This is a genomic window from Vibrio jasicida 090810c (assembly GCF_002887615.1).
Lineage (GTDB): Bacteria > Pseudomonadota > Gammaproteobacteria > Enterobacterales > Vibrionaceae > Vibrio > Vibrio jasicida.
This window is the reverse complement of the sequence record NZ_CP025793.1, coordinates 627253-652436: the sequence shown is the minus strand read 5'-3', so window position 1 is coordinate 652436 and position 25184 is coordinate 627253. Positions and strand designations below refer to the sequence as shown.

18 protein-coding genes and 1 pseudogene are annotated in these 25184 nt (G+C 46.6%); 16 read left to right on the top strand and 3 right to left on the bottom strand.

Annotation, left to right across the window (positions count from 1 at the left end; all coding sequences use genetic code 11):
• Nucleotides 1–21: 21 nt before the first annotated feature.
• Nucleotides 22–381 carry a DUF6559 family protein gene (locus C1S73_RS20555; protein ID WP_038865028.1) on the bottom strand — a complete coding sequence of 120 codons (360 nt, stop codon included), beginning with the start codon at nucleotides 379–381 and terminating at the stop codon, nucleotides 22–24.
• A 129-nt stretch (nucleotides 382–510) separates the two neighbouring features.
• On the opposite strand from C1S73_RS20555, the gene C1S73_RS20550 reads away from it, so the two are divergent.
• From C1S73_RS20550 to C1S73_RS20505, 11 genes are all read left to right on the top strand, one after another.
• Entirely contained in the window at nucleotides 511–1392 is an 882-nt protein-coding gene (locus C1S73_RS20550) for a LysR family transcriptional regulator (protein ID WP_020196069.1), read from the top strand.
• Nucleotides 1393–1495: 103 nt separating this feature from the next.
• On the top strand, nucleotides 1496–2578 hold the full coding sequence (locus C1S73_RS20545) for an efflux RND transporter periplasmic adaptor subunit (RefSeq protein WP_038865025.1): 1083 nt from the start codon (nucleotides 1496–1498) through the stop codon (nucleotides 2576–2578).
• Between the two features lie 9 nt (nucleotides 2579–2587).
• A complete protein-coding gene (locus tag C1S73_RS20540) occupies nucleotides 2588–5644 on the top strand; it encodes an efflux RND transporter permease subunit (protein WP_038865023.1) in 3057 nt (1018 codons plus the stop codon).
• 2 nt (nucleotides 5645–5646) lie between these two features.
• A complete protein-coding gene (locus C1S73_RS20535; protein WP_038865021.1) occupies nucleotides 5647–7131 on the top strand; it encodes an efflux transporter outer membrane subunit in 1485 nt (494 codons plus the stop codon).
• A 159-nt stretch (nucleotides 7132–7290) separates the two neighbouring features.
• Nucleotides 7291–7446, top strand: a complete 156-nt coding sequence (locus C1S73_RS27930) for a DUF5993 family protein (protein WP_005429588.1) — start codon at nucleotides 7291–7293, stop codon at nucleotides 7444–7446.
• A gap of 12 nt (nucleotides 7447–7458) precedes the next feature.
• Entirely contained in the window at nucleotides 7459–7998 is a 540-nt protein-coding gene (locus tag C1S73_RS20530; protein ID WP_038865019.1) for a disulfide bond formation protein B, read from the top strand.
• A gap of 217 nt (nucleotides 7999–8215) precedes the next feature.
• Nucleotides 8216–9442: a sodium/glutamate symporter gene (gene gltS, locus C1S73_RS20525; RefSeq protein ID WP_038865017.1), complete on the top strand. Its 1227-nt coding sequence runs from the start codon at nucleotides 8216–8218 to the stop codon at nucleotides 9440–9442.
• Between the two features lie 148 nt (nucleotides 9443–9590).
• Entirely contained in the window at nucleotides 9591–9845 is a 255-nt protein-coding gene (locus C1S73_RS20520) for a hypothetical protein (RefSeq protein WP_038865015.1), read from the top strand.
• Between the two features lie 373 nt (nucleotides 9846–10218).
• Nucleotides 10219–11235: a GGDEF domain-containing protein gene (locus C1S73_RS20515; protein WP_038865014.1), complete on the top strand. Its 1017-nt coding sequence runs from the start codon at nucleotides 10219–10221 to the stop codon at nucleotides 11233–11235.
• A 65-nt stretch (nucleotides 11236–11300) separates the two neighbouring features.
• Nucleotides 11301–12116, top strand: a complete 816-nt coding sequence (locus tag C1S73_RS20510; protein WP_038865011.1) for a helix-turn-helix domain-containing protein — start codon at nucleotides 11301–11303, stop codon at nucleotides 12114–12116.
• Nucleotides 12116–12769 carry a LuxR C-terminal-related transcriptional regulator gene (locus C1S73_RS20505; RefSeq protein WP_038865010.1) on the top strand — a complete coding sequence of 218 codons (654 nt, stop codon included), beginning with the start codon at nucleotides 12116–12118 and terminating at the stop codon, nucleotides 12767–12769. Before C1S73_RS20510 ends, C1S73_RS20505 begins: the two co-directional genes overlap by 1 nt.
• Nucleotides 12770–12847: 78 nt before the next feature.
• Here the strand turns inward: C1S73_RS20505 and C1S73_RS20500 are convergent.
• Nucleotides 12848–15257 (bottom strand): annotated as a pseudogene (locus tag C1S73_RS20500) (beta-mannosidase).
• A 292-nt stretch (nucleotides 15258–15549) separates the two neighbouring features.
• Between C1S73_RS20500 and C1S73_RS20495 the strand changes: the two are divergent.
• Nucleotides 15550–17133, top strand: coding sequence for a BCCT family transporter (locus C1S73_RS20495; protein ID WP_038865353.1), 1584 nt, complete (start codon nucleotides 15550–15552; stop codon nucleotides 17131–17133).
• A gap of 102 nt (nucleotides 17134–17235) precedes the next feature.
• Here the strand turns inward: C1S73_RS20495 and C1S73_RS20490 are convergent, their stop codons facing one another.
• Nucleotides 17236–18837 carry a long-chain fatty acid--CoA ligase gene (locus tag C1S73_RS20490; protein WP_038865006.1) on the bottom strand — a complete coding sequence of 534 codons (1602 nt, stop codon included), beginning with the start codon at nucleotides 18835–18837 and terminating at the stop codon, nucleotides 17236–17238.
• Nucleotides 18838–19180: 343 nt separating this feature from the next.
• Between C1S73_RS20490 and C1S73_RS20485 the strand changes: the two genes are divergently transcribed.
• From C1S73_RS20485 to C1S73_RS20470, 4 genes are all read left to right on the top strand, one after another.
• Complete coding sequence (locus C1S73_RS20485) at nucleotides 19181–19840, top strand: HAD family hydrolase (RefSeq protein WP_038865004.1); 660 nt, start codon at nucleotides 19181–19183, stop codon at nucleotides 19838–19840.
• A 192-nt stretch (nucleotides 19841–20032) separates the two neighbouring features.
• The gene (locus C1S73_RS20480) at nucleotides 20033–20689 is read left to right on the top strand and encodes a TetR/AcrR family transcriptional regulator (RefSeq protein WP_038865002.1); all 657 of its coding nucleotides are present in this window, start codon (nucleotides 20033–20035) and stop codon (nucleotides 20687–20689) included.
• Nucleotides 20676–22004, top strand: coding sequence for an efflux RND transporter periplasmic adaptor subunit (locus C1S73_RS20475; RefSeq protein WP_038865000.1), 1329 nt, complete (start codon nucleotides 20676–20678; stop codon nucleotides 22002–22004). Before C1S73_RS20480 ends, C1S73_RS20475 begins: the two co-directional genes overlap by 14 nt.
• Nucleotides 22001–25102 carry an efflux RND transporter permease subunit gene (locus C1S73_RS20470; protein ID WP_038864997.1) on the top strand — a complete coding sequence of 1034 codons (3102 nt, stop codon included), beginning with the start codon at nucleotides 22001–22003 and terminating at the stop codon, nucleotides 25100–25102. The genes C1S73_RS20475 and C1S73_RS20470 overlap by 4 nt, the downstream gene beginning before the upstream one ends.
• Nucleotides 25103–25184: the final 82 nt, after the last annotated feature.

Sequence of the window (25184 nt, the reverse complement as noted above, 5' to 3'; positions counted from 1 at the left end):
CATTCCCTAATACAACCCTGTTTAATATCGGCTATTCATTCCGAATCGGTGCGACATGTCATCGTCCATACGACCGCCTTTCCAACCACCCGAACCAAGTAGATTCAGCACGTCTTGTGCGGTGTAATCTCCACCATCAAAAAAGTCATTCGAGACATCAGCACGGAAGGAACTAAGCTCAGCTCTAACTTCTGCGGTCAGTTCTTGAGGATCGGCATACAGAGCCAAAGCGATCTGTTGTTGGCGCTTGCTCAACTCGCTTGTGCTGCTTTGTACTTGTCCGATAGAGAAATACTCGCGACTTCCATAGCCCTTAATCAATCTGGCAGAAAGCAACTTAATGACCTTCTTGATTCGACGACGTTGAATGACTCTTAGCACATTAATTCCCTATTTCTCTTTTCAAAAAAGTATCGGTTATCAAAAGTCACGTTATATTTTGTGCATAACGTGATGATGCTTTAGAGTGTCACGGTTTAGTACAGTGTTCAATAAGCATGGAGCGCCAGTGTGAAAATCGACGATCTTAAACTCTTCATTAAAGTGGTCGAGCTAGGAAGCTTTACCGCCGCCGCAAACGCATTGGATCTGCCGCGCGCGAATGTGAGTCGACGAATTGGCGAATTAGAGCAATCCTTAGGCGCTCAGTTATTCCATCGCACCACACGCAGTTTATCGCTAACCAATAATGGCGAAGCCTACTACGAGAACCTGCAAAAAGCGCTGACGATGCTCGATTCGGCGAACGAACAAGTCAGCAACGACACCAATGAAGTTCGCGGCCGCATCAAACTCGGGTTACTGCCAGAAACCGACGAACTGGTTCGCCCAATTCTGTTTAACTTCCACGATAAATACCCTCATGTTGAGTTGGATATTCGCAACATCAACAATGGCTTTAGTGACATGTTCCAACAGGGCTTGGACATCGCTTTTCATGGTGGCGCCCTATTTGATTCCGACATCGTTGCCCGTAAGCTTTTGACACTCGACCGTTGTTTAGTCGCTTCTCCCAATTACCTTGAAACACACGGCATGCCAGAGAACCTAGAACAACTGAAGGAACACCAGTGTGTCTGTTTTCGTTGGCCAAATGGTGAGGTGGACAATGTATGGCACTTCCAAGAGCAAAGTGTACAACTGCATCCGAAGCTTATTTCCAACAACATTGGCTTTATTAAGAACGCGACGATTTTAGATCGTGGCATCACCTTTATGCCCAAACTGCTGGTGAAGCGTGAATTGGAATCCGGCAGTTTGGTGCAGCTATTGTCACAATATTCTGTCACTGAAGAATCGGGATGGTTGCTTTACCCTCAGCCTAAGACATTGAGTCAGGCAAGCCGACTACTTATTGACCACCTCATTAAAGAAGTCCCAAAACTCGTTTAGCTGAATACATTGTCTCGTTTTTTGAGACAGTGAGTCTCATTGCCGAGTGATTATCTGAACATTGTACAATTGTATGATGGCACCAAAATTATGGAGCCATCGTATGAATCGTCTATTCAAAACTACTGCATTAGGTGCCGCGACATTGGCACTGTTTGGCTGTAATCAAAGCCAAAACACGTTCACCGAACCAGAGTCCCCTCGCCCAATTCAAGTTGTTGAAGTCACGGGTGAAAATACGGCATTGAACAAATCGTTTAGTGGCATTGTTCAAGCAAAAGAGACCGCCTCCCTTTCTTTTCGCGTTCCTGGCACGGTTGACCGCGTTTTGGTGAAGAAAGGCGATCATGTCGAGAAAGGACAGGTCATTGCTACGCTTGATCCTCACGATTACCAAGTTTCTTTGGAAGAACTTCAAGCACGTATGCTGGAAGCGAAGTCTGCGCATAAACTGGCAAAGGCTGAACTAAAACGCGTTAAGCAAGCCACCGATGATGACGCGATTGCCAGTGTGAATTTGGATCGTGCTATCAGCGGTTATGAGCGCAGTTTGTCTGCAGTTAAAGTGGTAGAGAAGAATATCCAACGTGCGGAAGATGCCTTGGCTTACACCACGCTGCGTGCACCATTTTCTGGCAGCATTGGCGAGATACGAATCGACGCATTCGAGCAGACATTGCCGGGCGTTAGCGTCGCCACTCTTCAACAAGATGGTCAATGGGAAGTGGATATCGATGTGCCTGAAAACATGATTCGTCAGTTTAATCTTGGGCAAACAGCGGCACTGTCTTGGTATGGCTCAGAGCAAACATACCGTGCGAACGTCGCTGAAATCGCGCCTAAAAAGCATCTCATCAAACAAACTTACCCTGTCACTCTAGCTATCGATTCAATTTCTAGCGAACTGTTCAATGGCAAAGCCGTTACGGTCACAACCTCATTTCAGCCAGATCAATCCAGTCATTGCTTCCCCTATTCTGCGATTTTAGGTGAAAAGAAATCGCTACACGTCAATGTCGTTCGTGACGCTATCGTGCACACCGAGCCAGTGAGTTTGCAATCCATCGACTCTCATCAAGCCTGTGTTTCTGGTGCTTTCCACCAAGGTGATTATGTGGTCATTAGCGGCACCCATTATCTGCAAGCTGGCGACAACACGCCGAACTTAACCATCAAAACGCTATAGGTTCAAATCATGATCAATTTAGCTGAATTCGCGATAAGACAGCGCACTTTCGTGTTGTTCTTTATCGCCTTAAGTGTGGTGGCAGGGCTGTATTCTTACTTCGATTTAGGCAAGTTGGAAGACCCTAGCTTCACGGTTAAAACCGCCGTCGTTGTCACCTTGTATCCGGGCGCCTCGGCGAAAGAAGTAGAACAACAAGTCACCGATACCATTGAGACCAAGCTGCAAGAAATGGCCGAGTTGAATCGCCTACGTTCTTTGTCTCGTCCGGGCATGTCAATGGTATTTGTCGACTTGAAAGAGAGCCTCAATTCCAAAGCACTTCCGCAGCAATGGGACTTACTGCGCCGCAAAGTCGACGACGTAAAACTGCAACTGCCATCTACAGCGCAAATCAGCATTGTTCAGGATGAGTTCTCTGAAGTGTATGGCATGCTTTTCTCTATCCATAGCCAAGACGCCGCACCAGAAGAGTTACGCCGCTATGCAGAAGAGTTGCAACGCCAAATCAAAGCCGTAAAAGGCATTAAGAAGATTGAGCTACACGGCGTGCAACCGCGAGTGGTTTACATTGATATGCCTGACGAACGTTTGGCTCAATATGGCTTGTCTGTCGCGCAGGTGTGGAACCAACTCAGCACACAGAACATGACTTTTGAAGCAGGCAAGTTCGATGCTGGCACCGAGCGCATTCGCATCACTCAAACCAGTGAATTTCAATCATTAGATGATATCCGTAACTTGGTCATCAAAGGCGGCGTGAGTGAACTAGGTACAGGCTTGATTCGCTTAGGGGACATCGCCGATGTATCCATGGGCTACCAAACACCAGCACTAACAGAAAGCCGATTTAATGGTGAGCCTGCGGTGACGCTAGCGGTCAGCCCTGTTGAAGGCATTAATGTGGTCTCACTCGGCGACACGATTCGCGACATCATCCAAAACTACCAACAAACACTGCCGCTTGGCGTTGATATTTCTACTGTGGCTTACCAACCTGAAGAAGTGCAAAAAGCGATTGATGACTTCGTCGGTAACCTGCTTGAAAGTGTCGGCATTGTGTTTGTGGTGCTGTTGGTCTTCATGGGCTTTAAGAGCGCGACAATTGTGGGCTCGAGCTTATTGCTGACTATCCTGCTCACGCTGATCTACATGAATATTGCAGGTATTGATTTGCATCGAGTCTCGTTAGGTACCTTCATCCTTGCTCTAGGTATGTTGGTAGACAACGCCATCGTGATCACTGACATGATGATCGTAAAACTGAGCAAAGGCATCGAGCGCACACGTGCTGCTATTGATTCGGTCAAGGAAACCGCAGTCCCTCTTCTTGGCGCGACGGTAATTGCCATAATGGGTGCAAGTCCAGTTCTATTCTCCAAAACCGATTCAGCCGAGTTTGCGGGTTCAGTGTTCTACATCGTCGCGTCTTCGCTTCTTCTGTCTTGGTTGGTCGCGATGACCTTCACCGTACTGATGTGTTGGATGTTGATCAAAGCAACACCTGTCGATGAAGACGCAAAGCCAAGCCGCTACAAGCAGTTGGTGTTTTGGACGGTTGATAACCCAATGAAAGCACTGACAGCATTGATTCCTCTGCTTTTGGTGACTGCAGTGGCCGTACCTTACGTAGCGGTGAACTTTATCCCGCAATCGGATCGCCCTATCGTGTTCCTTGATTACTGGCTACCGAATGGCGCCAAGATCGAGCAAACCTCAGCAGACATGCGCAAAGTCGAGCAGTGGCTACTCAAGCAGCCAGAAGTAGAAAGCATCTCTAGCTACATGGGCGCAAGTGCGCCGCGCTTCTCGGTGACCGTAGAACCAGAACCGCTTGATCCGGCATACGGGCAGATATTGATTAACACCAAGGATTACGAAAGCATCAGCCAACTTGTTGAACGTGGTGACAAGTGGTTGCAAAACACGTTCCCAGACGCAGAACCTCGCTTTAGAGCACTAAAACTGGCGACCTCAGACAAGTACGCAGTAGAAGCGCGCTTCTCTGGCACTGATGAAGCGGCGTTGCACCAACTGGCGGATCAAGCAAAAGCCATTTTTGCCACGCATCCCGATGCCAAATACGTTCGTGATGACTGGCGTCAAGAAAGCAAGGTGCTGAAACCCATCATCAATCAAGACAAGATGCGCCAAGCTGGCATCAACCGTGCGGACATCGCCTTTGCTCTGAAACGCGCTTCTGATGGCATGCCATTGGGTCAGATGAACCTTAATGACGAGTTGATTCCAATTCAGCTGCGTGGCACGTCTCAAAACATGGCGTCACTAGAAACATTGCCCGTGCGTTCGCTACTTGGCACGCATAGTGTGCCTCTCGGCCAAGTGGTCGATGGCTTTGAGCTAGTACCAGAAGAAAGCATGATCTGGCGTCGCAATCGCATCAAAACCATCACAGCACAAGCAGGTGTTGAGCGTTCAACCACACCAGCAAGAGTACGCAACGCGGTTAAAGATCAAATCGAAGCGATTCCTCTGCCAGACGGCTACAGCTTGGAATGGGGCGGCGAATACTACGATGAACACAAAGCGGTTACTGACATCTTTAAACAGCTACCAAAAGCCATGCTGATCATGGTGATCATTCTGGTCGCAATGTTTAACGGCTTTAAGCAACCGATCATCATTCTAGCCACACTGCCTTTGGCGGCTACCGGTGCCACCTTTGCTCTGCTTGGTTTTGACAAACCATTCGGCTTTATGGCGTTGATTGGTGCCATCACCCTGACGGGCATGATCATTAAAAACGGCATTGTGTTGATGGACCAAATTGAGTTGGAACGTGCGAACGGCCGCCCATTGTCGGACGCCATCAAAGAAGCCACCGTTAACCGCACCATGGCGATTTCGATGGGTGCACTAACAACCGCACTCGGCATGATCCCGCTGCTATCGGATCTCTTGTTCGACCAAATGGCAGCCACCATCATCGGCGGTCTGGCAGCCGCAACCGTTTTGTCACTGTTCATCATGCCTGCACTGTATCGCTTGGCATATAAAGAAAAATCACCAACAGCGCAAACTGATGCTGAATTGAAGGAAGCGTAATCATGAGAAAGTTCGTTATCGCGCCACTGGTATTGGCAATGAGTTTATCCGGTTGTGCCGTTGGGCCAGACTATCAAACGCCAACCACCAGCATGGCGGAAACGTATTTGTATGCCGACCAAAATAGCGTCAGCCGCAATGCTGAGAGAGAAGCGTTTTGGTGGACAGAGTTTAACGATCCAACGTTGAACGATTTGGTGCTTGATATGCAAAGCCAAAACATTCCGCTTAAGGTCGCGGCAGAGCGCATTAAAATGGCAGACAGCTATAAAAGCGTTGTTGAATCATTCAAGGTGCCGACCATCAATGTTGGTGCCGGATACGTCAATTATCAGCTGAGTAAGAACGACTCGCTGCTTGGCCCTGCACTAAACCCGATTGGTGATTCCGCCGCTGGCCTGCCACCACAAATTAGCAATACAACCTTGTTGGACAACCAGCACGATGGTGTGTTTGCCGGAGCAAGTATCGCTTGGGAATTGGATTTGTTCGATCGCATTGATCGTCAATCCAATGCGGCGCAAATACGTGTTGAGCAAGCAGAGATTTATCAAAGCGGGCTGACAACTTTACTTACTGCGGATTTGATTCATAACTACTTGCAGTATCAAGGGGCAAGCGAGCGTCTCGACTTAGCCAAATCAAACCTTGAAGACCAAAGGAAAACCATGGACTTGGTCGAGAAAGTGGTTCGTAGCGGTTATGGCTCGGATCTCGATTTAGCGCAAGCCAAAGCGACGCTTGCAGCGATGGAGTCAATCATTCCTCAGTTGGAAATCGCGCAGCAAGTACACAAACATCGTATCGCGGTACTACTTGGTGAGCCTTTATCAAAAGTCGAAGTGCGACTTGCAGAGACTCAAGGTGTACCTGCAATGCAAAATGTCATGCCAATCGGATTACCTTCCGACTTACTGCAGCGACGCCCTGATATCCGCTTAGCGGAGCGAGAAATTGCAGCCATCAATGAAGAACTTGCGGCAAGTATCGCCAATCAATATCCGAAGTTCTTCTTAACCGGCGCTCCGGGCGTGTCTGCTTCTAGCTTTGATGACCTGTTTAGCAGTGATTCTTTCGGCTGGGTTGGCGCGGCAGGCATCAGTTGGAATGTGTTCGATGGCGGTCGTGGCGATGCTTTAGAAGACATCAACCAAGCTCGTTTTGACGCAGCAACACTGACTTACCAACACGCCGTAGATTCGGCTTTTGCTGAAGTGGATTCCACTTTATTTGCCTATGGCAGAAGCCAAGAGAATCAGCGCCGTATTGATGATGCTCTAGTTGCGACAGATAAAGCCGTGGGGAAAGCCAAATCCCTTTACCGTGCAGGTTTGATTGACCACTTGTCGGTACTGGATGCTCAGCGCCAACAACGCATGATGCAAGACCGACAAATCGCAGCCAAATTGCAAACGGCTCAGGTCACTGTCGCACTCTACAAATCACTGGGTGGCGATTGGGCATTAGAACAATCTCCACAAAGTTAAACCGAATGAGTTAAGTAACGATTTTGGGGAGTGGGTTAGCTTCAACGGGGACCTCGAATCTAACCCCTCCTCTTTTTTATTGGGTATAAAGTCGCGCATTGGCTCGCATTTCCTATAGTTAAAAGGATTGAAATCAGAGAGTAAGGAAGGAACTCCCTCATGATGACATTAATCTTTTTGCTGTTATTGATTGCGATGCTCAGTGCATTTTTAGGTAAGAAAGCGGTGGGCTATGCCTTCTTTGCTTCCTCGGTGATCATTGGACTGTATTGGTTCAATCATCACGCCACCGACCCTCTTTCCATCTTGTTGTAAGGGGGATTGCACATGAATCGAAACTATCTGGCTTTACTTAATACCCTTGGTTTACTGGGCATGACAGCCGTTTTATTGATTGGCTTTGTTCTGCAATTTGTACTGAATGAGTTGCCTTGTCCTTTGTGTTTATTGCAGCGCATTGGCTTCATCATGATCATGTTCGGCTTCTTGTTGAACGTGGTGTATGGACCGCAGTCGCGACATTATGGTGTGGTCATTATTGGCGCACTCTATGGCGTCGCTACGTCATTGAGACAAGTCTCTTTGCACGTGATTCCCGGTACGCCTGGATACGGTAGCCCTATCTTCGGGATGCACTATTACACTTGGGCGTTTGTGTTGTTTGTTGCCACCATTTTCGCGGTCGCCGTTATTCTGATGCTCACCAGTAAAGAGGAATCTCCAGAACCTTACGAAATGAGCAACCTAGGTCGCATCACATGTTTGCTGGCGATTTCTGTTGTGGCACTCAATGTGATTGGGACTTTTGCCGAGTGTGGCCCTTATCAATGTCCAGACAATCCAGAAAGCTACTGGCTATTTAACTAACGAGTCCTTAGTCGAAGCAAGAGGAGTCATGCATAGGTACATGTGACCTTGTATTACTCCTCTTTTCTATCGGTTACGAAAATACGATTCTCAGCACAATCCGACTTGGTTCAAATTCGTTGGTATGCAATTGGATGTCATACAAACATGTCAGTATGTTTAGAGATAAACGTACCGATTAATTCTCTCATCATGTTTTACCAAAGCAGGAGTGGTTATGAACTTTGTCGACGGTGTATTACAGGTCGAATCTTTTCTCGCGGTGACCCTCGGGATCATCGTGTTGTTTTTAGGCAGGCGCCTAACCCAAGCCAGCAGTTTCTTAAAGGAATTCAGTATTCCTGAACCGGTTTCCGGCGGCATCTTAGTATCGGTGTTGTTCGCCGTTATCCATTACGTCACTCAAATCGATGTCCAATTTGATCTTGCTACCCGCGACTTGTTGTTGGTGTATTTCTTTACCACCATCGGCATCAACGCCAGTCTGCAAGATCTGTTCAAAGGCGGTAAGCCATTATTGATCCTGCTTTCGGTCACCATCGGTTACATGCTAATTCAAAACCTAACTGGGATTGGAATTGCGACCATGTTAGATCAACCAGAAGCGGTTGGCTTGTTGAGCGGCACGGTGTCTCTGATTGGTGGACATGGCACTGCGATTGCGTGGTCACCTCGAATCGCTGAAATATTCGATCTTGATACCGCAATGGAAATCGGCATCGCGAGTGCAACGTTTGGCTTAATTTTAGCAAGCTTGATGGGCGGACCGATTGCAAAATACCTAATCAACAAACACAACCTAAAGCCTGCAAAAGTAGAAGAAATGGACGTGGGTACGGCGCAAGATGAACCGCAACCGTCTATCAATGCTTATGACTTCTTAGATGCGATGTTAGCGATTCATGTTTGTATCATCTTGGGCGCAATTTTGAACGAAGGCGTAAGCAGCTTAGGGCTTGAGTTACCGTTGTTCGTGACCTGTTTGTTCGCCGGTATCTTGATTTCTAACCTTATTCCCGCCTCTTACCCTCGCCTTACGGGTACTCGTTGGCCAGCAAGAAAACCTGCGGTTGCGTTGATTGCGGATATGGCGTTGGGCGCGTTTTTAGCCATGTCACTGATGAGCATGCAGCTATGGGCTTTGGTCGATTTAGCAGGACCTATTTTTTTCATTCTTGGCGCGCAGTTCTTTGTGGCTATTTGCATCGCCATATTCGTCGTTTTTCCTCTAATGGGAAAGAACTACGACGCTGCGGTTGTTTGCTCTGGTTTTGGGGGGATTTCTTTGGGTTCTACCCCAACCGCAATGGCGAATATGTCGGCCGTTGCACAAAAATACGGTAACTCTCACCAAGCCTTTATTATTGTGCCTTTGGTGTGTGCTTTCTTTATCGATTTGGCGAACGCGCTGATCATCCCTTACTTCATCCGGTGGATTGGCTAATTAAGATGCTAACCGGTTAAAAAGGGGTCACTTCGGTGGCCTCTTGATTTAATCGTGCAAATATTGCTACCACCTTGCCCCTCACTCAGTTGTATAATGCTTGTCTTGTAATATTTTGTTACGAACGTCGTAACCCTTGAGAAGACGCATGAACAGCAGCAGATGGGTTGGCTTAACAGTCGGCACACTTTTTTTAATTGGTACATTAATTCTATTTGGATCAACTGTGCATTCCGCGTGGTACAAGATCCCAGTAGAAGCCGTAAATGGTATCGCATTCACTCTATCCTTCGGATTGGGGTTGAATCATCTTGTTGCTTATATATCCGCTTTTTTCACACTCGCTGCGCTATTTTATCTTGGTTACGCGATGGGTTACCGTATCCATCAAAAACTCAAGTAGACACCTCATACTTTAGACTGAATTTAAATTCACTAGTAGGATGTAAGTACTAGTTTTACCTCACTAAATTTGCCGTTTACCCACTTTTTATGCGGACATATTGAGATCGGGGCATTTTCCCGAAAACCGTATAGTTTTATGCAACCCTGCCTCATAGAATAGTTTATAAAAACGGCAGTAGGTATCGAGCAACTTTATGAAATGCAGTGTCGCTTGCAGACGAGAAAAACGCCCAAAAAAGCACATGCGCCTGGCATTTACAGACTCATGCGGGGTAAGTCGTTTCGTCTTTACAAGTCATCCATCCACACTCAATCCATACAGAATCCTCTCCTAGTCTGCCCATTATTTGCTGTTCCTTTGAGACATAACTATGGACAGAACACAGTTCACCAAAATTTTTACGCGCTATTACATGCGCTCTACGAGTTTGGGCATTCTGATTACCCTATTCGCTTGTGCAATTAGAGGGGTAGAATTTGTTGTATACCTTCCTTACCTGTTCGCCGCTGTCGCCTGCCTAACTTATCTTTGGGCTGGGCGCTTTTTCGTTCTTGAACAAAAAAACAAAGCGGTGGTCATTGCTCTTATCCTCGGCTTCACACTCACTTTTTACCTGTATTATTTTTTAGGCGGGCATTTTCTCTTTTCGTCGTTAGTGACGGTCAATCTCCTTTTAGCCTTAATTGAATTTGGCGTATTTTGGTCGCTAATTGCATACGCACTATCAATGGCTGCTTGCTTTAACATAGATTTGATAGTTGCAGGTAGTGACCCGTTTAAACTACAGGGTTTAAGTGAGTTCTCCATTCGGAGTACGTTTCTGTACCTGTTCAACCTTTTTATTTACAAAGGATTGCTTTCTATAGAGCGTTATTGGCAAAACGCTTGGCAAATGCAGTACGAACAGGTCGAAAAACTAGAAAGACTGCTCGAGATAGACGAGCTGACAGGGTGTTATTCCCGCTTTAAAGGCCATCAGTTAATTGAACATCAGATACAACGCGCTCAACCGTTTACTCTGTTGTACATCGACTTAGATAGCTTTAAAGCCGTGAATGATAAGTTCGGCCATGATGCCGGCGACAAGGTTTTGAAAGTCACCGCCCAACGGATCTTACAACTGCTGGGTAACGATCAATTTGCTACACGAATTGGTGGTGATGAATTCATCCTTTGTCTTCCCAACCTAGAAAGTACAAAGGATTTAGAACAATTTCAGTCTTTACTACAACACGCATGTAGTGCACCTATTTTCATCCATTTTCAAAACGTTCACATCGGTTTGAGTATCGGAATGGCGCGCTTCCCTCATGAAGGGAGTAACAGTGACGCGCTTATCCAGCATGCTGACCAAATGATGTACCTCACTAAAAAATCTAGAACATAGAAATTTGGCCCATCTCGGGCTGCTTCAAGCAATCAAAAAATATAATGAGTTCAGGACGTAGATATATGGTTAGCAAGTTAGAATTTTCGCATGCTGTTGCTGCAATTCGAAAGGAAAGGGGTTTGACTCAAGGCCAGTTAGCCGATGAGTTAGCAAGGAGTTACAGCGCTTTCGAAAGCTTAAATCAACCAACATTAAGCCAGTGGGAAAGCGGTAAAGTTACACCGAGTCTATTAAAGCGACTGGCCTTTTCACACTTCATCGGAGAACAATATCAATACACCTCCAGCGAGTATAAAAGAGTCAAAGCTTCTCAAAGTAAAAGTATTTATTTGAGCTTTAAAGACATTGTGTACGAATACCAAGTTACCGATGTAAAAAGTTGCTCCCTCAACCAAATCAGTGTGTCTGAATTCGAGCAAATCAACGCTGTACATAAGCAACTGATAACGCCAGGAGGCGTGGAAGACACACTTAACCAATTCGACCAATCCCCAAGTAAAGCTCGGCTTTATTACTGTAAAGGTATGTTAGTCGGACACATGATTTATCAGGAGCTGAGATCTGAATTCAGGATTCTTAGCCTATGGCATTTAGGCCGCTCAATTTTGAAGTTTTTGGTCTCTGACATTATTCAAGTAATGGGCAACGCGATCATCCACTTTCCTGTTCATGAGCCCGTGATTAAACAACTTTTGTTCGACATTTTTATACGGGATTTCTACCACCATCGGCGAGTCACCTTTTTTAAAGCGCCTGCTGCCAGGATATTTGAAAATCCCATGGTGAAACATTGCTTTGACGGATTACTCGATCTGGTGCTCTACCGCTTTCACCAAGTAGGAAATGAATTTATGCAGTCTCGACAGGAGGCAAACTAATGATGTACGACAATCCAACCAACAACACTATTTTATTGTTCACCTTCAACAATATTCAAGGCAGAGGATTACAAACCGCAATCGAGCAGCGCTTAGGGCAACCCGTTTTATTAGCCAAAGGGGCGGATGTGGAACTACCCGTTCACTATGACGAACACTATGTCGCGATCGTTGACAGCTCTCTACCCGACCTCTGTGATGTTAAAGTCACATTGAGTGAGCTTCACCACGTCGACGCTACGATATTAGTCAATGCCGAACCAAACTTAGGTGTGGAGAGTTTACTCAGCTGGTCTAACCTAAAAGGTTTATTTTATTTTGAAGACGATTTCGACAAAGTAATCAAAGGTCTTAAAGGAATCTTAAATGGGGAGAACTGGTTATCTCGAGATATTCTTAATCGATTGATTGGCTACTTGATGAACTTAAATCACACCGTTACTGAGTTAGACAGTAAGCTCGATATTGAGCTCACGCGGCGAGAAATGCAGGTATTGACCGCACTATGTCAAGGAGGCTCGAACCTGGATATCGCAGACTCTTTGTTTGTGAGCGAGCACACGGTGAAATCTCATCTATATAGCATTTTTCGAAAACTGGAAGTCAAAAATAGAATGCAGGCCATAACTTGGGCTAAGCGTCATTTGTTTTAGCGAACCCAAGAAACAATAAAGGGAGCCCGTAAGCTCCCTTTTGCTGAGTGTATTGTGCTTCGACTCGCTTAAGCTTTCTTATTGCATTAAATGGTAAACACGAAGTGACTCTGCCATCGCCGCCACATCCTTACCAAAAAAACGTCACGGTTACAGGTTGTTCAGCAAGTAACGTCAAACTGGATTCGGAGAATCGACCATCCGTGTCCGCTTCTAGATGCACAAAGAATGCTGGCTTATCTGCCACCAGAGTGATTTGGTTGGCTTCTATCGTCACTTTGATGTTCGCCTTCTGCATCGGCAGGGTTTTCAGTTCATGAGTGCTAAACCATGTGTTCGTGATTCGCTCTTCGCCTGCTTGTCCCTCTACGTAGAGGAAGCCTGACTTCAATTCAGACGAATCAAACTGCCCATCCAACTGCCAGACAACCATGTTGCTGTCACTGGAAACGGTGTGCTCTAGCGACCAAGTTTGCTTCACTTCACCTTGCCAGTTCACCCAATGTAATTGCGCACTCACATCAACGGGTTCTTTGGCATCGTTTAGCAAATGGAGGCTCAGCTTACCGGTGTGCTTTGAGAACACCAAATACTGGAGCGCAAAGAAGCGTTTCGCATGGTAATGCAATTGCTTCCAACGGCCACTGTACTCCAAACTAGACCAAGAACTCACTGGCCAGTTGTCATTAAGCTGCCAATACAACATGCCACGACATATTGGAGAGATGGCGCGCCAATGGTCACAAGCAGTTTTGATTGCCATCGCTTGCTGAACTTGGCTTAAGTACAACATCTCCTCGAAGCCTGATGGGAAGCGGAAGTAACGAGTAAACATCTCTGTGATGATACTGTTACCACGAGGGTTCTTTTGGTGCTGCTCAAACGTTGGTGAGGTGACGTTCCAGTCTTGCTCTGGCACAAACTTCTTTGCCTCTGCAAAAGACGGCCAAGATTGGAAGCCAAACTCGGAACAAAAACGCGGGTTAATGTTTAGATAAGCATTAAACGATTTGCCTGAGTGCCAAACGTCCCAGAAGTGCATGTCGCCTTTACTGTCATCGTGCCACGCATCGCCAAAATCCAGCTCGCCGTTGCAAGGAGAGCTTGGCCAAAATCGACGTGACTCGTCTTGCTGACCGATGACTTGTTCGATCATTCGATTCAGACGATCGTAATTCACTGTGTATTTGACTTTGTTGTGCTTGGATTCGTCATACCAGCCAATCGCACCAATCACTTCATTATCGCCACACCAAAGTGCAATCGAAGGGTGCTCTTTCAAACGCGGGATTTGGAATCGCAACTCTTGTTCCACATCTTTCAAGAAATCGTCATCGGATGGATACAGCGAGCAAGCGAACATCATGTCCTGCCAAACCAACAGGCCTAATTCATCACACAGGTTGTAGAAAGTTTCGCTCTCATATTGGCCTCCACCCCAGACACGAATCATGTTCATATTGGCGTCGACCGCGCTCTGCAGAAGTGCACGATAGCGGCTTTCACACTCTCGCCCCGGCATGGCGTCCACCGGAATCCAGTTTGCACCCTTAGCATTGATTGGTACACCGTTAACGACAAACTCCATCGCCGAGCCATGCTCATCAGCTTGGTTGTTTAGACTCAGCTCTCGCAAACCAATCATGCGTGACAGTGATTGCTCACCACAAGCGACCGTTATCGGATAAAGATGCGCTTCGCCATAACCCGCAGGCCACCAGCGTTTTGGCTTGGAAATATGGAACTGACAGTGATAGTGACCACTTCTTTCGGTTTGAATCGATTGGCGCTGACCATCAAATTCAACAACAATTTCATGATGTTGGGTATCCGCTTCAACTTCGACTAAGACATCGATCTGCACACTGCCGTCAGCTTTCCATTGTTGCTCTGTCGCGAATCCTTTTAGCCACACATCTTCAACGACATCAATTAGAATCGGGTCATAAATACCAGAGACCATCAAGCAAATGCCCCAGTCCCAACCTGAATGACATTGGGTTTTACGAATCAAGTTCATGTGCGGGATCTGGTTGTTCCCCATCGCCGAAGGAATAGGGAATGGCAGTTTCTTTGCACGTTCTAGCCCTTCTAAATCCACACGGACAAACTCAACTCGAATCGCGTTAGTGCCTTGCTTTAAGTAAGGTTTGATATCAATACGTTGCTGGGCAAACATATTGCTGCTAGTTAGTGCTTGCTCACCATTGATATAAAAGGTCGCTAAGGTGTCTACACGGGTTAGCGTCATCCACACTTGTTTGGCAGAGAGCACAGAACCATCGACAGCAAACTCGCGTTCAATATGCCAATCGCATTCTTCAATCCAACGAACCTTGGATTCATTATCTGCCACATATGGGTTAGGAATAAGCTCTGCTTGCAAAAGTGCAGAGACATTATCGCCAGGCAAAGTCATCGGAATATTGATGTCTGGACGCTGTGGCGAGGTAAGTTGCCACTGTCCATTGAGTTCAAAATGAGCCATAGGGTAAGACCTTTAATTTTTATTAGAACAGGTTCGCTCAATGTAATCCTGCGGTGTCCTTACAAGAATAAAGGAAATGTCATTTACATACGAAATGCGGCGCACTTCACGCAAAAAATCTCTACCTAGAAATCAGTAATTTGCCGCTTACGTAGACAATTATTCCGAATCTACGGTTATATTGAGGTGCTCAACGTGCTAGTATCAGCGGCTTTTTGATCATCCTCACACTTTTCGACCTATTTGTGTGAGGGAAATGCACGGCTTCCGAGCCCTAAAAAGCGAAGTAATTATGTCAAATATGACGAATGCCGCCTCTCATGCTCCTATTCAGGAGGCAGACTATTCTGCGATTCATCCTCCTTCCCTTATCAAGCGCCTTGAACTCACTAACCCTGTATTTTGGTTAAGTGGTAGCTTCCTTACTGTCTTTGTTCTGCTCGCTTTAACAAATACAGAATCTCTGACCGCGATGGTCAACGCAGGCTTTGGGTTTGCGACTCAATACTTCGGTGCCTTCTGGCAAGTATTACTCCTTCTGAATTTCCTTATTGGTTTGGCTATTGCACTAGGTCGTACGGGTTACGTACGTTTAGGCGGTTTAGCGAGACCTGATATCGACACCTTCAAGTGGCTGTCGATCGTACTTTGTACCCTACTCGCTGGTGGCGGTGTATTCTGGGCTGCTGCAGAGCCTATCGCCCACTTTGTTTCTGCACCACCTCTGTATGGCGAAGCGTCGCCAAAAGCATCTGCAATCAATGCACTTTCTCAGTCTTTCATGCACTGGGGTTTCCTTGCTTGGGCTATCCTAGGTTGTCTTTCTTCAGTCGTTTTGATGCACCTTCACTACGATAAGGGCTTACCACTCAAACCTCGTACCCTGCTTTACCCAGTATTTGGTGACAAAGCGATCAACGGTTGGATTGGCGACGTCGCAGACGCATGCAGCATTATCGCCGTAGCCGCAGGTACTATTGGTCCAATTGGCTTCTTAGGTTTGCAGATCAGTTACGCCCTGAACTCGCTATTTGGCTTACCTGATACCTTTGTTACTCAAAGCTTAGTGATCGTCGCTGCGATTTTGATGTACACCTTGTCTGCCCTAAGCGGTGTAAGTAAAGGCATCCAGCTTGTGAGCCGTTACAACATCGTGTTGTCTGTGGCTCTAATTGGTTACATCCTGTTCTTCGGCCCAACCAGCTTTATTGTCGATGGTTACGTGCAAGGCATTGGCCGCATGGTAGATAACTTCTTTCCAATGGCGCTTTACCGTGGTGACACTGAATGGCTAAGTTGGTGGACAGTCTTCTTCTGGGGCTGGTTCATTGGTTACGGTCCGATGATGGCAATTTTCATCGCGCGAATCTCACGCGGCCGTACAATTCGCCAATTAATCCTTTCTATCAGCATTGCAGCACCATTGATCACGTGTTTCTGGTTCAGCATCGTTGGTGGCAGTGGCTTGGCGTTCGAGCTAGAAAACCCAGGTTTGATTTCATCGGCATTTGAGGGCTTTAACTTGCCTGCCGTTCTGCTTGCGATTACTTCTGAGCTACCATTCCCGATGGTGATTTCAGTATTGTTCTTGATCCTGACCACGACGTTCATCGTGACAACGGGTGACTCAATGACATACACCATCAGTGTGGTAATGACTGGCTCTACAGAACCAAACGCAGTGATCCGCTCGTTCTGGGGCTTAATGATGGGTGTGGTGGCGATCGCGCTTATCTCGATGGGCTCTGGCGGTATCTCGGCATTGCAGTCTTTCATCGTGATTACAGCTGTTCCTGTGTCTTTCATACTGCTTCCAAGCATCTGGAAAGCGCCGAGCATCGCTAACCACATGGCGAAAGAACAAGGTTTGATTTAATACACAACCAAGACTTTCGCGTCACTAGATAAAAATCGGCCCCGATACAAGTTATGTATCGGGGCCGAATATTATGGGTTGGATGCAAACAGCTTCACTACTTTACAGATGAAGTTTACGCAGCTCTTTCTTATCCACTTTACCGACGCTGGTTTTCGCAATATCGTCAACCATCTTCACTTTCAGTAGTAACGCTTCTCTGGCTAGAATGCCTTTGCTGATGAAGTCTTTGGCGAAACTTAACAACTCTTTCTCCGTTACTTCTGCATCATCTTTTAGCGTCACTAATGCCAACGGCACCTCGCCCCATTTGTTATGAGGCATGCCAATCACGGCGACTTCCGACACGGCCTGATGCTGGTGTAGAATGTCTTCCAGCTCCAAAGAACTGACCCACTCACCAGAAATCTTAATCATGTCTTTTACGCGGTCGGTAATCTTGATAAAGCCTTCATGATCGATATGCGCGACATCGCCAGTGTGTAGGTAACCACCACGCCACAAGGCTTTAGAGTTCTTGTTGTCTTTGTAATAGCTCGGAGTCAACCAAGGAGCGCGAACCACAATCTCACCCGCACTTTCGCCGTCGTGGGGGAGCTTGTTCATTTCATCATCAACAATGTAAGCGTCTACCAGCGCGACTTTCTTACCCGTTTTAGAGCGGTACTCCGCTTGCTGAACGAGGTCGAGTTCGAGTTGCTCAGGAGTCAGTTGAACAATAGACAGAATTGGTCCTGTTTCGCTCATGCCGTAACCCGCAAACACATCAATATCGCGCTCAAGGGCTGATTTACACAATGCTTTCGGTAGCGCGGCACCACCAATCACGACTTTCCAACCAGAGAAATCCATCGACTTGGATTTTGGTGAGCTCAACAACAGATGCAGGATGGTTGGCACACAGTGCGAGAACGTCACCTTCTCCTGTTCAATCAAGTTAAGCAGAACATCTGGTACATATTTGCCCGGGTAGACTTGTTTCACGCCAAGCATGGTCGCCATGTACGGAAGCCCCCATGCGTGGACGTGGAACATTGGCGTAATCGGCATGTAGATATCACCTTGATGCAGTCGACCTTGTGACGCATTGGTGCCGATGGTGCTCAATATGCCCATGGTGTGCAGAACCAGTTGGCGGTGAGTAAAGAACACACCTTTAGGGAAGCCCGTCGTACCCGTGGTGTAGAAAGTGGTCGCGATGGTGTTTTCATCGAAATCAGGGAAGTTGTATTCGGTGCTTTCTTGCTCCAGAAGGCGCTCGTATTCACATTCATCGTTATCGCGTAAAACCACGTAACGCGTCACCGTATCAATACGACCTTTGATCTGATCCAGAATTGGCAGAAACTCTTCGTTGATCAGGATAATGTCATCTTCTGCATGGTCAATGGTGTAAAGGATCTGCTCTGGAGACAAGCGTACGTTGATCATATGCAGTTTTGCACCAATCATCGGGATGGCAAAGTAGCATTCAAGATAACGGTGTGAGTCATAATCCATTACCGCTACCGTATCACCTTTCTTTACGCCCATTTTGGTTAGCGCGTTTGCAAACTGTCTCACACGATCATGAAACGTTTTGTAGCTGTGACGGCGGTGGTTTGCGTAGACGATTTCTTGCTCGGGGTTGAAAGCAACTGGGGAAAACAGCAAGTTTTTAATTAACAACTGATAATTGGATGGATCATTTACATACTGGTTCATATCGGGGATTCTTTTTGTATTTTTCTTAACGTTCGCTTTGCGCGAGTGGCGCTATTATCGCTCAAAGACGGGACTGTATTCAGTACACAATATTGAGATCAGGTTCGAAAGACGCCATATATCTAAAGTACGCGGTTTCTAAAGTACCTCTGTATTGTAGCCTTCTATCACCAAGTCAGAAATGCTTCATCCCATGACTTAGTCATTAAGTTTTGTCATGGTCAGAAAAAGTGCAACGAAACCGTCACAGTTTGTCGTTAGCATACGTCCCACACTCGTAAACCTCGCTCTATACTGAACGACACGTTACATCGACCTCAATCCAAACTGTGAGAAGCCAACTATGTCCAAGCCTTTGTATGTTTTTGATCTGGATGAAACCTTAATCAACGCTGACTGCGCAATGATTTGGAATGAATTTATGGTCGAGAAAGGTATCGCCATTGCGCCTAACTTTATTGAGGAAGATAAGCGTCTAATGGGCTTGTACGCAGAAGGCAAAATGGACATGGAAGATTACCTAACGTTCTCCATGAAGCCGCTAGAAAACATGCCGATTCAACAGGTCAACGCCTTGGTGGAAGAGTGCGTTGAAAACCATATTCTGGCTAAACAATTCCCGCAAGCCAAAACACTGATTGAACAACTGTCTCGTGATGAGATTGATATGGTCATCATCTCTGCCAGTGTCACTTTTTTGGTGGAAGCGGTTGGTCGACGTATCGGTATCCCTAACGCGCTCGGGATTGATTTAGTCGAACAAGACAACGGCTACACCGCTGAAATAGAAGGTATCCCGAGTTATCGCGAAGGCAAAGTTACACGCTTAAAACAGTGGCTAGAGGCAAAACCAGAAACCTATTCAGACATCCATTTCTATACGGATTCGATCAACGACTTACCACTGTGTGAATACGCCGGTTACGCCTATCTGGTTAATCCATGCCCTCGCTTAAAAGAGCACGCCGCTCGGCCGAATTGGACGGTGTTAAGTTGGGGTTGAAACCAGCCTCTCAAGCCGGCATCTATTAGACAAACCCATTCTTATTTCAATAAAGGGCAGTTTCTCCTGCTCTTTTTATGATCTTCCTTCACAAATTAATCACTTGATTAAATACTGATTAATTTTTCGCATGTCGCATGAGAAATCATCGCCTTATAATTAATCAAATGTTTAATATCTTGAGAGACGATTGTGACGGAAACTCATCGAAAGGCGGGAAGACCCACAGATAAAATCGACGCACGGGAAAAACTGATTTTTCACGCGCGTGAACTCTTCACCATCATGGCTTACGACAAAGTTTCGACTCGCTTGGTGGCCCAAAAAGCAGGGGTGAATGTGGCAATGATTCGCTACTACTTTGGCAACAAAGAAGGGTTATTTGAGACCATGCTGCGTGAAACGCTGTCACCGATGCAAAAGCAAATGCAGGCCTTATTGTCTGACAGTAATGAAAAGAACTTCCTCGACTTAATGCGTACCTACTATCGTGAGATGATCAAAGTACCGCAATTCCCCCGCTTGATTGCTCAAGTCATGCATATGCCCCCCTCAGAGACTCAACGTAAGTTACTAGAAAAAGTCTTTGCTGACATCAGCAAGCCGATGCAAGGCATTATGTTCGATAAGCTCATCGACAGTGGCGTTCTGCGAAAAGACGCCGACCCACAACTGTGCCGCGTTTCTTATATTAGTCTCATGGTGTTCCCATTTATGGCACCACCGGCCTTACTTGCGATTCATGGCATTGAGCTTTCTGAAGCCTTCTTGAACCGATTATTCGAACACAACATACAACTGATGAAACATGGATTTCTAGACTCGGGCGACCAATATGAAAATCAATAAAAAGCTTCTGTTCTTTCCTGCTCTTGCTGTCGGCGTCATTATCCTCTTTCTTGCGATTAGCCTTAAACCAGACTTACCCGTTAAACCCGCAGGTGATAGAGCAAGGCTGGTCGAGACAATTCCACTGGAGCTTAAGGCGATAGCACCTGTCGCAATTGGCTTTGGTAAAATCGCTCCGAAAGTTGAATGGAAAGCGATAGCCGAAGTGACCGGTAAAGTTGTTTACCGTCATCCGCAACTGGAAAAAGGACAGGTGTTGCAAGCAGGAACGGAAATCTTGCGAATCGATCCTCTCGATTACGAATTGAAATTGGTTCAAGCTCAAGCCGACCTCAAATCTGCCGAAACCTCTTTGGCTAAGCTGACTCAAGAAGAAGCCAACCTCAAAAGTACACTCAAGATCGAAGCAAACCGTTTGGTTATCGCCAACAAAGAGTTAGACCGCAAACAAAACCTGCGTAAGAAAGGCTTAACGTCTCAATCGGATGTTGATCAACAAGAGCAAAGCGCACTCTCTCAACGCAAATTAGTTTTGGACATCGAAAACCAAATCGGATTAATGCCAGATGAAAAGCGGGTTGCGGAAGCGTTAGTCAAAGTCAATGCATCAAAAGTTGACGAGGCAAAGCGCTCTCTCGATAAAACCATCATTACTCTGCCTTACGATTTGCGCATTGCAGAAGTCGAAATTGAGCAAAACCAAGTGGTTAATCTACAACAAACCATGGTGACAGGACATGGTATTGATGTCATGGAAGTGGAAGCTCAACTGTCCATTCATGACATGCAAACTTTGGCGGCGAGCATCGGTGAGTTTGTTCGCGATGAATCTGGTATTCCACAACCTGATATGAATGCGATTCATGCCAACATTGAACTAAGCAGCGGTAACCTCTCTGCAAGCTGGCCAGCGAAAGTGGCACGCATCAGTGAAACGGTTGATCCAAGCCAAGCGACTGCCGGTGTGATTCTGGAAATTGAACAAGATTACCGTGCATTAAACCCAACTTCTGCTCCGCCATTGGTGAACGGCATGTTTGTGCGTGCCTTGATTGAAGGGCAAGAGAATCCGAGTTGGGTTATTCCTGAACGAGCCTTACATGGCGACAAAATCTACTTGATGGGTGAAGACAATCGCTTAAATATTGTGGCTGTAGAAGTTCTCTATCGCCGTGATAATCACGTGGTGATCGACGGCGATCTTGAGCAAGGTCAAAAGCTTATCATCAACGACCTGCTGCCTGCGATTAACGGTATGTTGTTAAAAGAAGCCGCACCTGAGCCAGAACAGAAAGCCGAGGAGTCTGATTCATGATCCGATTCTTCGCCAAACACCCAACCGCAGCAAACTTGTTGATGCTGACGCTATTAATATTGGGGATATCTTCACTATCTACGATTAAACGTGAAACCTTTCCGGAGTTTGATCCGCCCTACATCATGGCTGGCGTAGTTTACCCCGGAGCCTCTCCACAAGAAGTAGAAGAGAGCATCTGTGTACGCATGGAAGACGCCGTCGATGGACTCGCGAACATTGAAGAAACGCAATGTGAAGCGATAGAGGGCTCAGCAAGACTGATTTTAAAGCTGAATGAAGATGCTGATATTGGCCGCATGCTGGTCGATGTACAAACTCAAATCAACTCTATTAACGACTTCCCTCAAGAGATTGAATCTCCAATGGTGCAAGAGCTGGATTGGAATGAGCCCGTTGTCGACGTTGCCATTACCGCAGACACCACATGGCCAGAGTTAAAAGCTTACGCAGAACAACTTAAGCGCACATTAAAGCTCGATTACGATGTGTCTTTGGTTGAAGTTGCTGGCTTCTCTGACCACCAATACAGAGTAGAGTTAGACACTCAAGCGATTCGCCAACTTGGGTTGAGTGTGGGTGATATCGCAGACCAAATTGGTCGTCAAAACGTCAAGTTGCCAAGTGGTAATGTCGAAACGCCGGATAAGAACTTTCTGATCCTCTTTGACGAACGTCGCGTGACGCCAGAAGAGCTGGAAACGATCGTTGTCGGATCAGGCCCTAATGGCTCTATCATTCGACTGCGCGATATTGCCACCATCACAGACCGCTTCGAGCTAGACGAACAAAAAGTCCTCTTTGATGGTCACCCTTCTGCCCTACTAAAAGTCAGCAAAAACAAAGAAGACGATGCACTGCGCATCAAAGAACGTGTTGCTCAATTTGTCGAAGAACAACAAGCCATCGCGCCAGACGGTGTGATGCTACAAATGACCAATGACCTTTCATCCGTACTTTGGGATCGCCTGACCATGATGGTCAAAAACGGTTGGCAGGGTATCATTCTGGTCTTCGCCACCATGTGGTTGTTCTTTAGTTTTCGCTATTCCTTTTGGGTCGCAGCTGGTTTACCCGTTGCCTTCTTAGGTGGGTTATTTTTGATGGCGCAACTTGGTCTGTCCATCAACATCATGTCTTTGGTTGGGTTACTCATGGCCATCGGTATCATGATGGATGATGCCATCGTTATTGCCGAATCGATTGCCGCTCACCTCGACCGAGGAGAAGAGATCGATGATGCCGTAATTAAAGGGGTGAAAAAGGTACTGCCGGGGGTGATTTCTTCCTTCCTAACCACGGTGTGTATTTTCGGTAGCTTGTTATTCCTGCAAGGTGAAATGGGTGCGGTACTTAAAGCGGTTCCTCAAGTTCTGATCCTCGTACTGAGTTTAAGTTTGGTGGAAGCCTTCTTGATCCTACCTAACCACCTTTCTCATTCACTGCATAAACAAAAGCAAGAGCGAAAAACACCGAAGTTCAAACAAAAGCTGCTCGCTTCTTTTGAAAACTTCCGCAACACCACCTTGGTCAACGCAGTCGATAAAGTGGTCGAGTATCGCTATGCCTTTATGGGTGGCGTGGTCGCCTTGCTGCTTATCTCCGCAGCCACGTTAGTCGGTGGTTTGCTCAAGTTCCACCCCTTCCCTGAGTTGGATGGCGACATTGCAGAAGCGCGCATTATTCTTCCTCCGGGTTCTTCTCTGTCTCAAACTGAAGCTGTCGTCGATAAGATCGTCGCTTCCGCTCAAAAGCTAGATAAAGAATGGACAGAAAAAGTGGAAGACGGCAATCCATTGGTTCTGCACATCACCAGTCAATTCAACGCCAATGCCGACGCGAACGAATCTGGCCCTCACATTGCCACGGTACGTCTGGATTTGCTGGGCGCCGAGAGTCGTAACACACTTATCGATGAATTTATCGATGCATGGCGCGAAGACATTGGCGAACTTGCCGATCCTATCTCGTTGGTATTTAAACAACCGACCATGGGGCCGGGTGGACGAGCGATTGAAATTCGAGCGAAGCATGATGATCTGGATGCGCTCAAAGCGGCCTCTATCGACATTCAGCAATACTTGAATGAGTTTGACGGTGTCCATGGCGTGTTGGATGACATGCGTATGGGTAAAGAAGAAGTCTTGGTTAAACTGCGTCCGGGCGCAGAAGCTTATGGGATTAACGGCCAACTCATCGCCAATCAATTGCGCGCGGCTTTCTTTGGCCAAACCGCAGACGAAATCCAAGTTGGGGTAGAAAACATTTCCATCGAAGTTCGCCTTGATAAAGCGCAAGCTGGTGACTTACAGCAATTGTCAAACTTCCCAATTATCTTGTCCGATGGCAGTCAAATTCCGCTCGCGACCATTGCTACTTTGGATTTCCAACGTAATTACGTAAGAATCCAGCGCATCGATGGCTTGCGCACTGTGAGCGTATTCGGCGATATCGACAATACGAAAGCCAACTCGACAGCTATCATTCGTCAGTTCCAACAGGATGAAGCGCCAAAGCTTATGCAAAAGTATCCTGGCCTTCGCTTCGATTTTGAAGGTGAAGCCAAAGATACCGCTGAAACTGGCGCATCAATGGGTAAAGGCTTCTTGCTTGGTTTGTTTGGCGTGTTTGCGATTTTGAGTTACCAGTTCCGCAGTTATTTGGAACCATTCGTGGTCATGCTTGCGATTCCACTCGCCTTTATTGGCGTGGTATGGGGACACATCCTACTCGGTCACTCATTAAGTATGCCGAGTATGATGGGCTTTGTCTCACTAGCGGGGATTGTGGTGAATGACTCGATTCTGTTAGTTCAGTACATACGCCATCATGTCGATGAAGGAGATAATGTGCACGACTCGGTAGTCAAAGCCAGTCGGGAACGCTTTAGAGCAGTATTCCTGACATCAATGACCACTGCAGCAGGTTTGCTTCCGTTACTGACTGAAACCAGCCTGCAAGCACAGGTTATCCAACCACTGGTTATCTCCATCGTGTTTGGTATTTTCGCATCCACTCTGCTGGTGTTATTTATGATCCCTGCCGCATATGCCATTTTAGCTGACTTCGGCCTAGTCCATAAACACGAAGAGATCTAAAACGACTGATAAGTAAATTTATCAAAATGAACAAGAGCGGCTTAGGTCGCTCTTTTTGTTTTCAGTGAAAGCGTTAAAAACA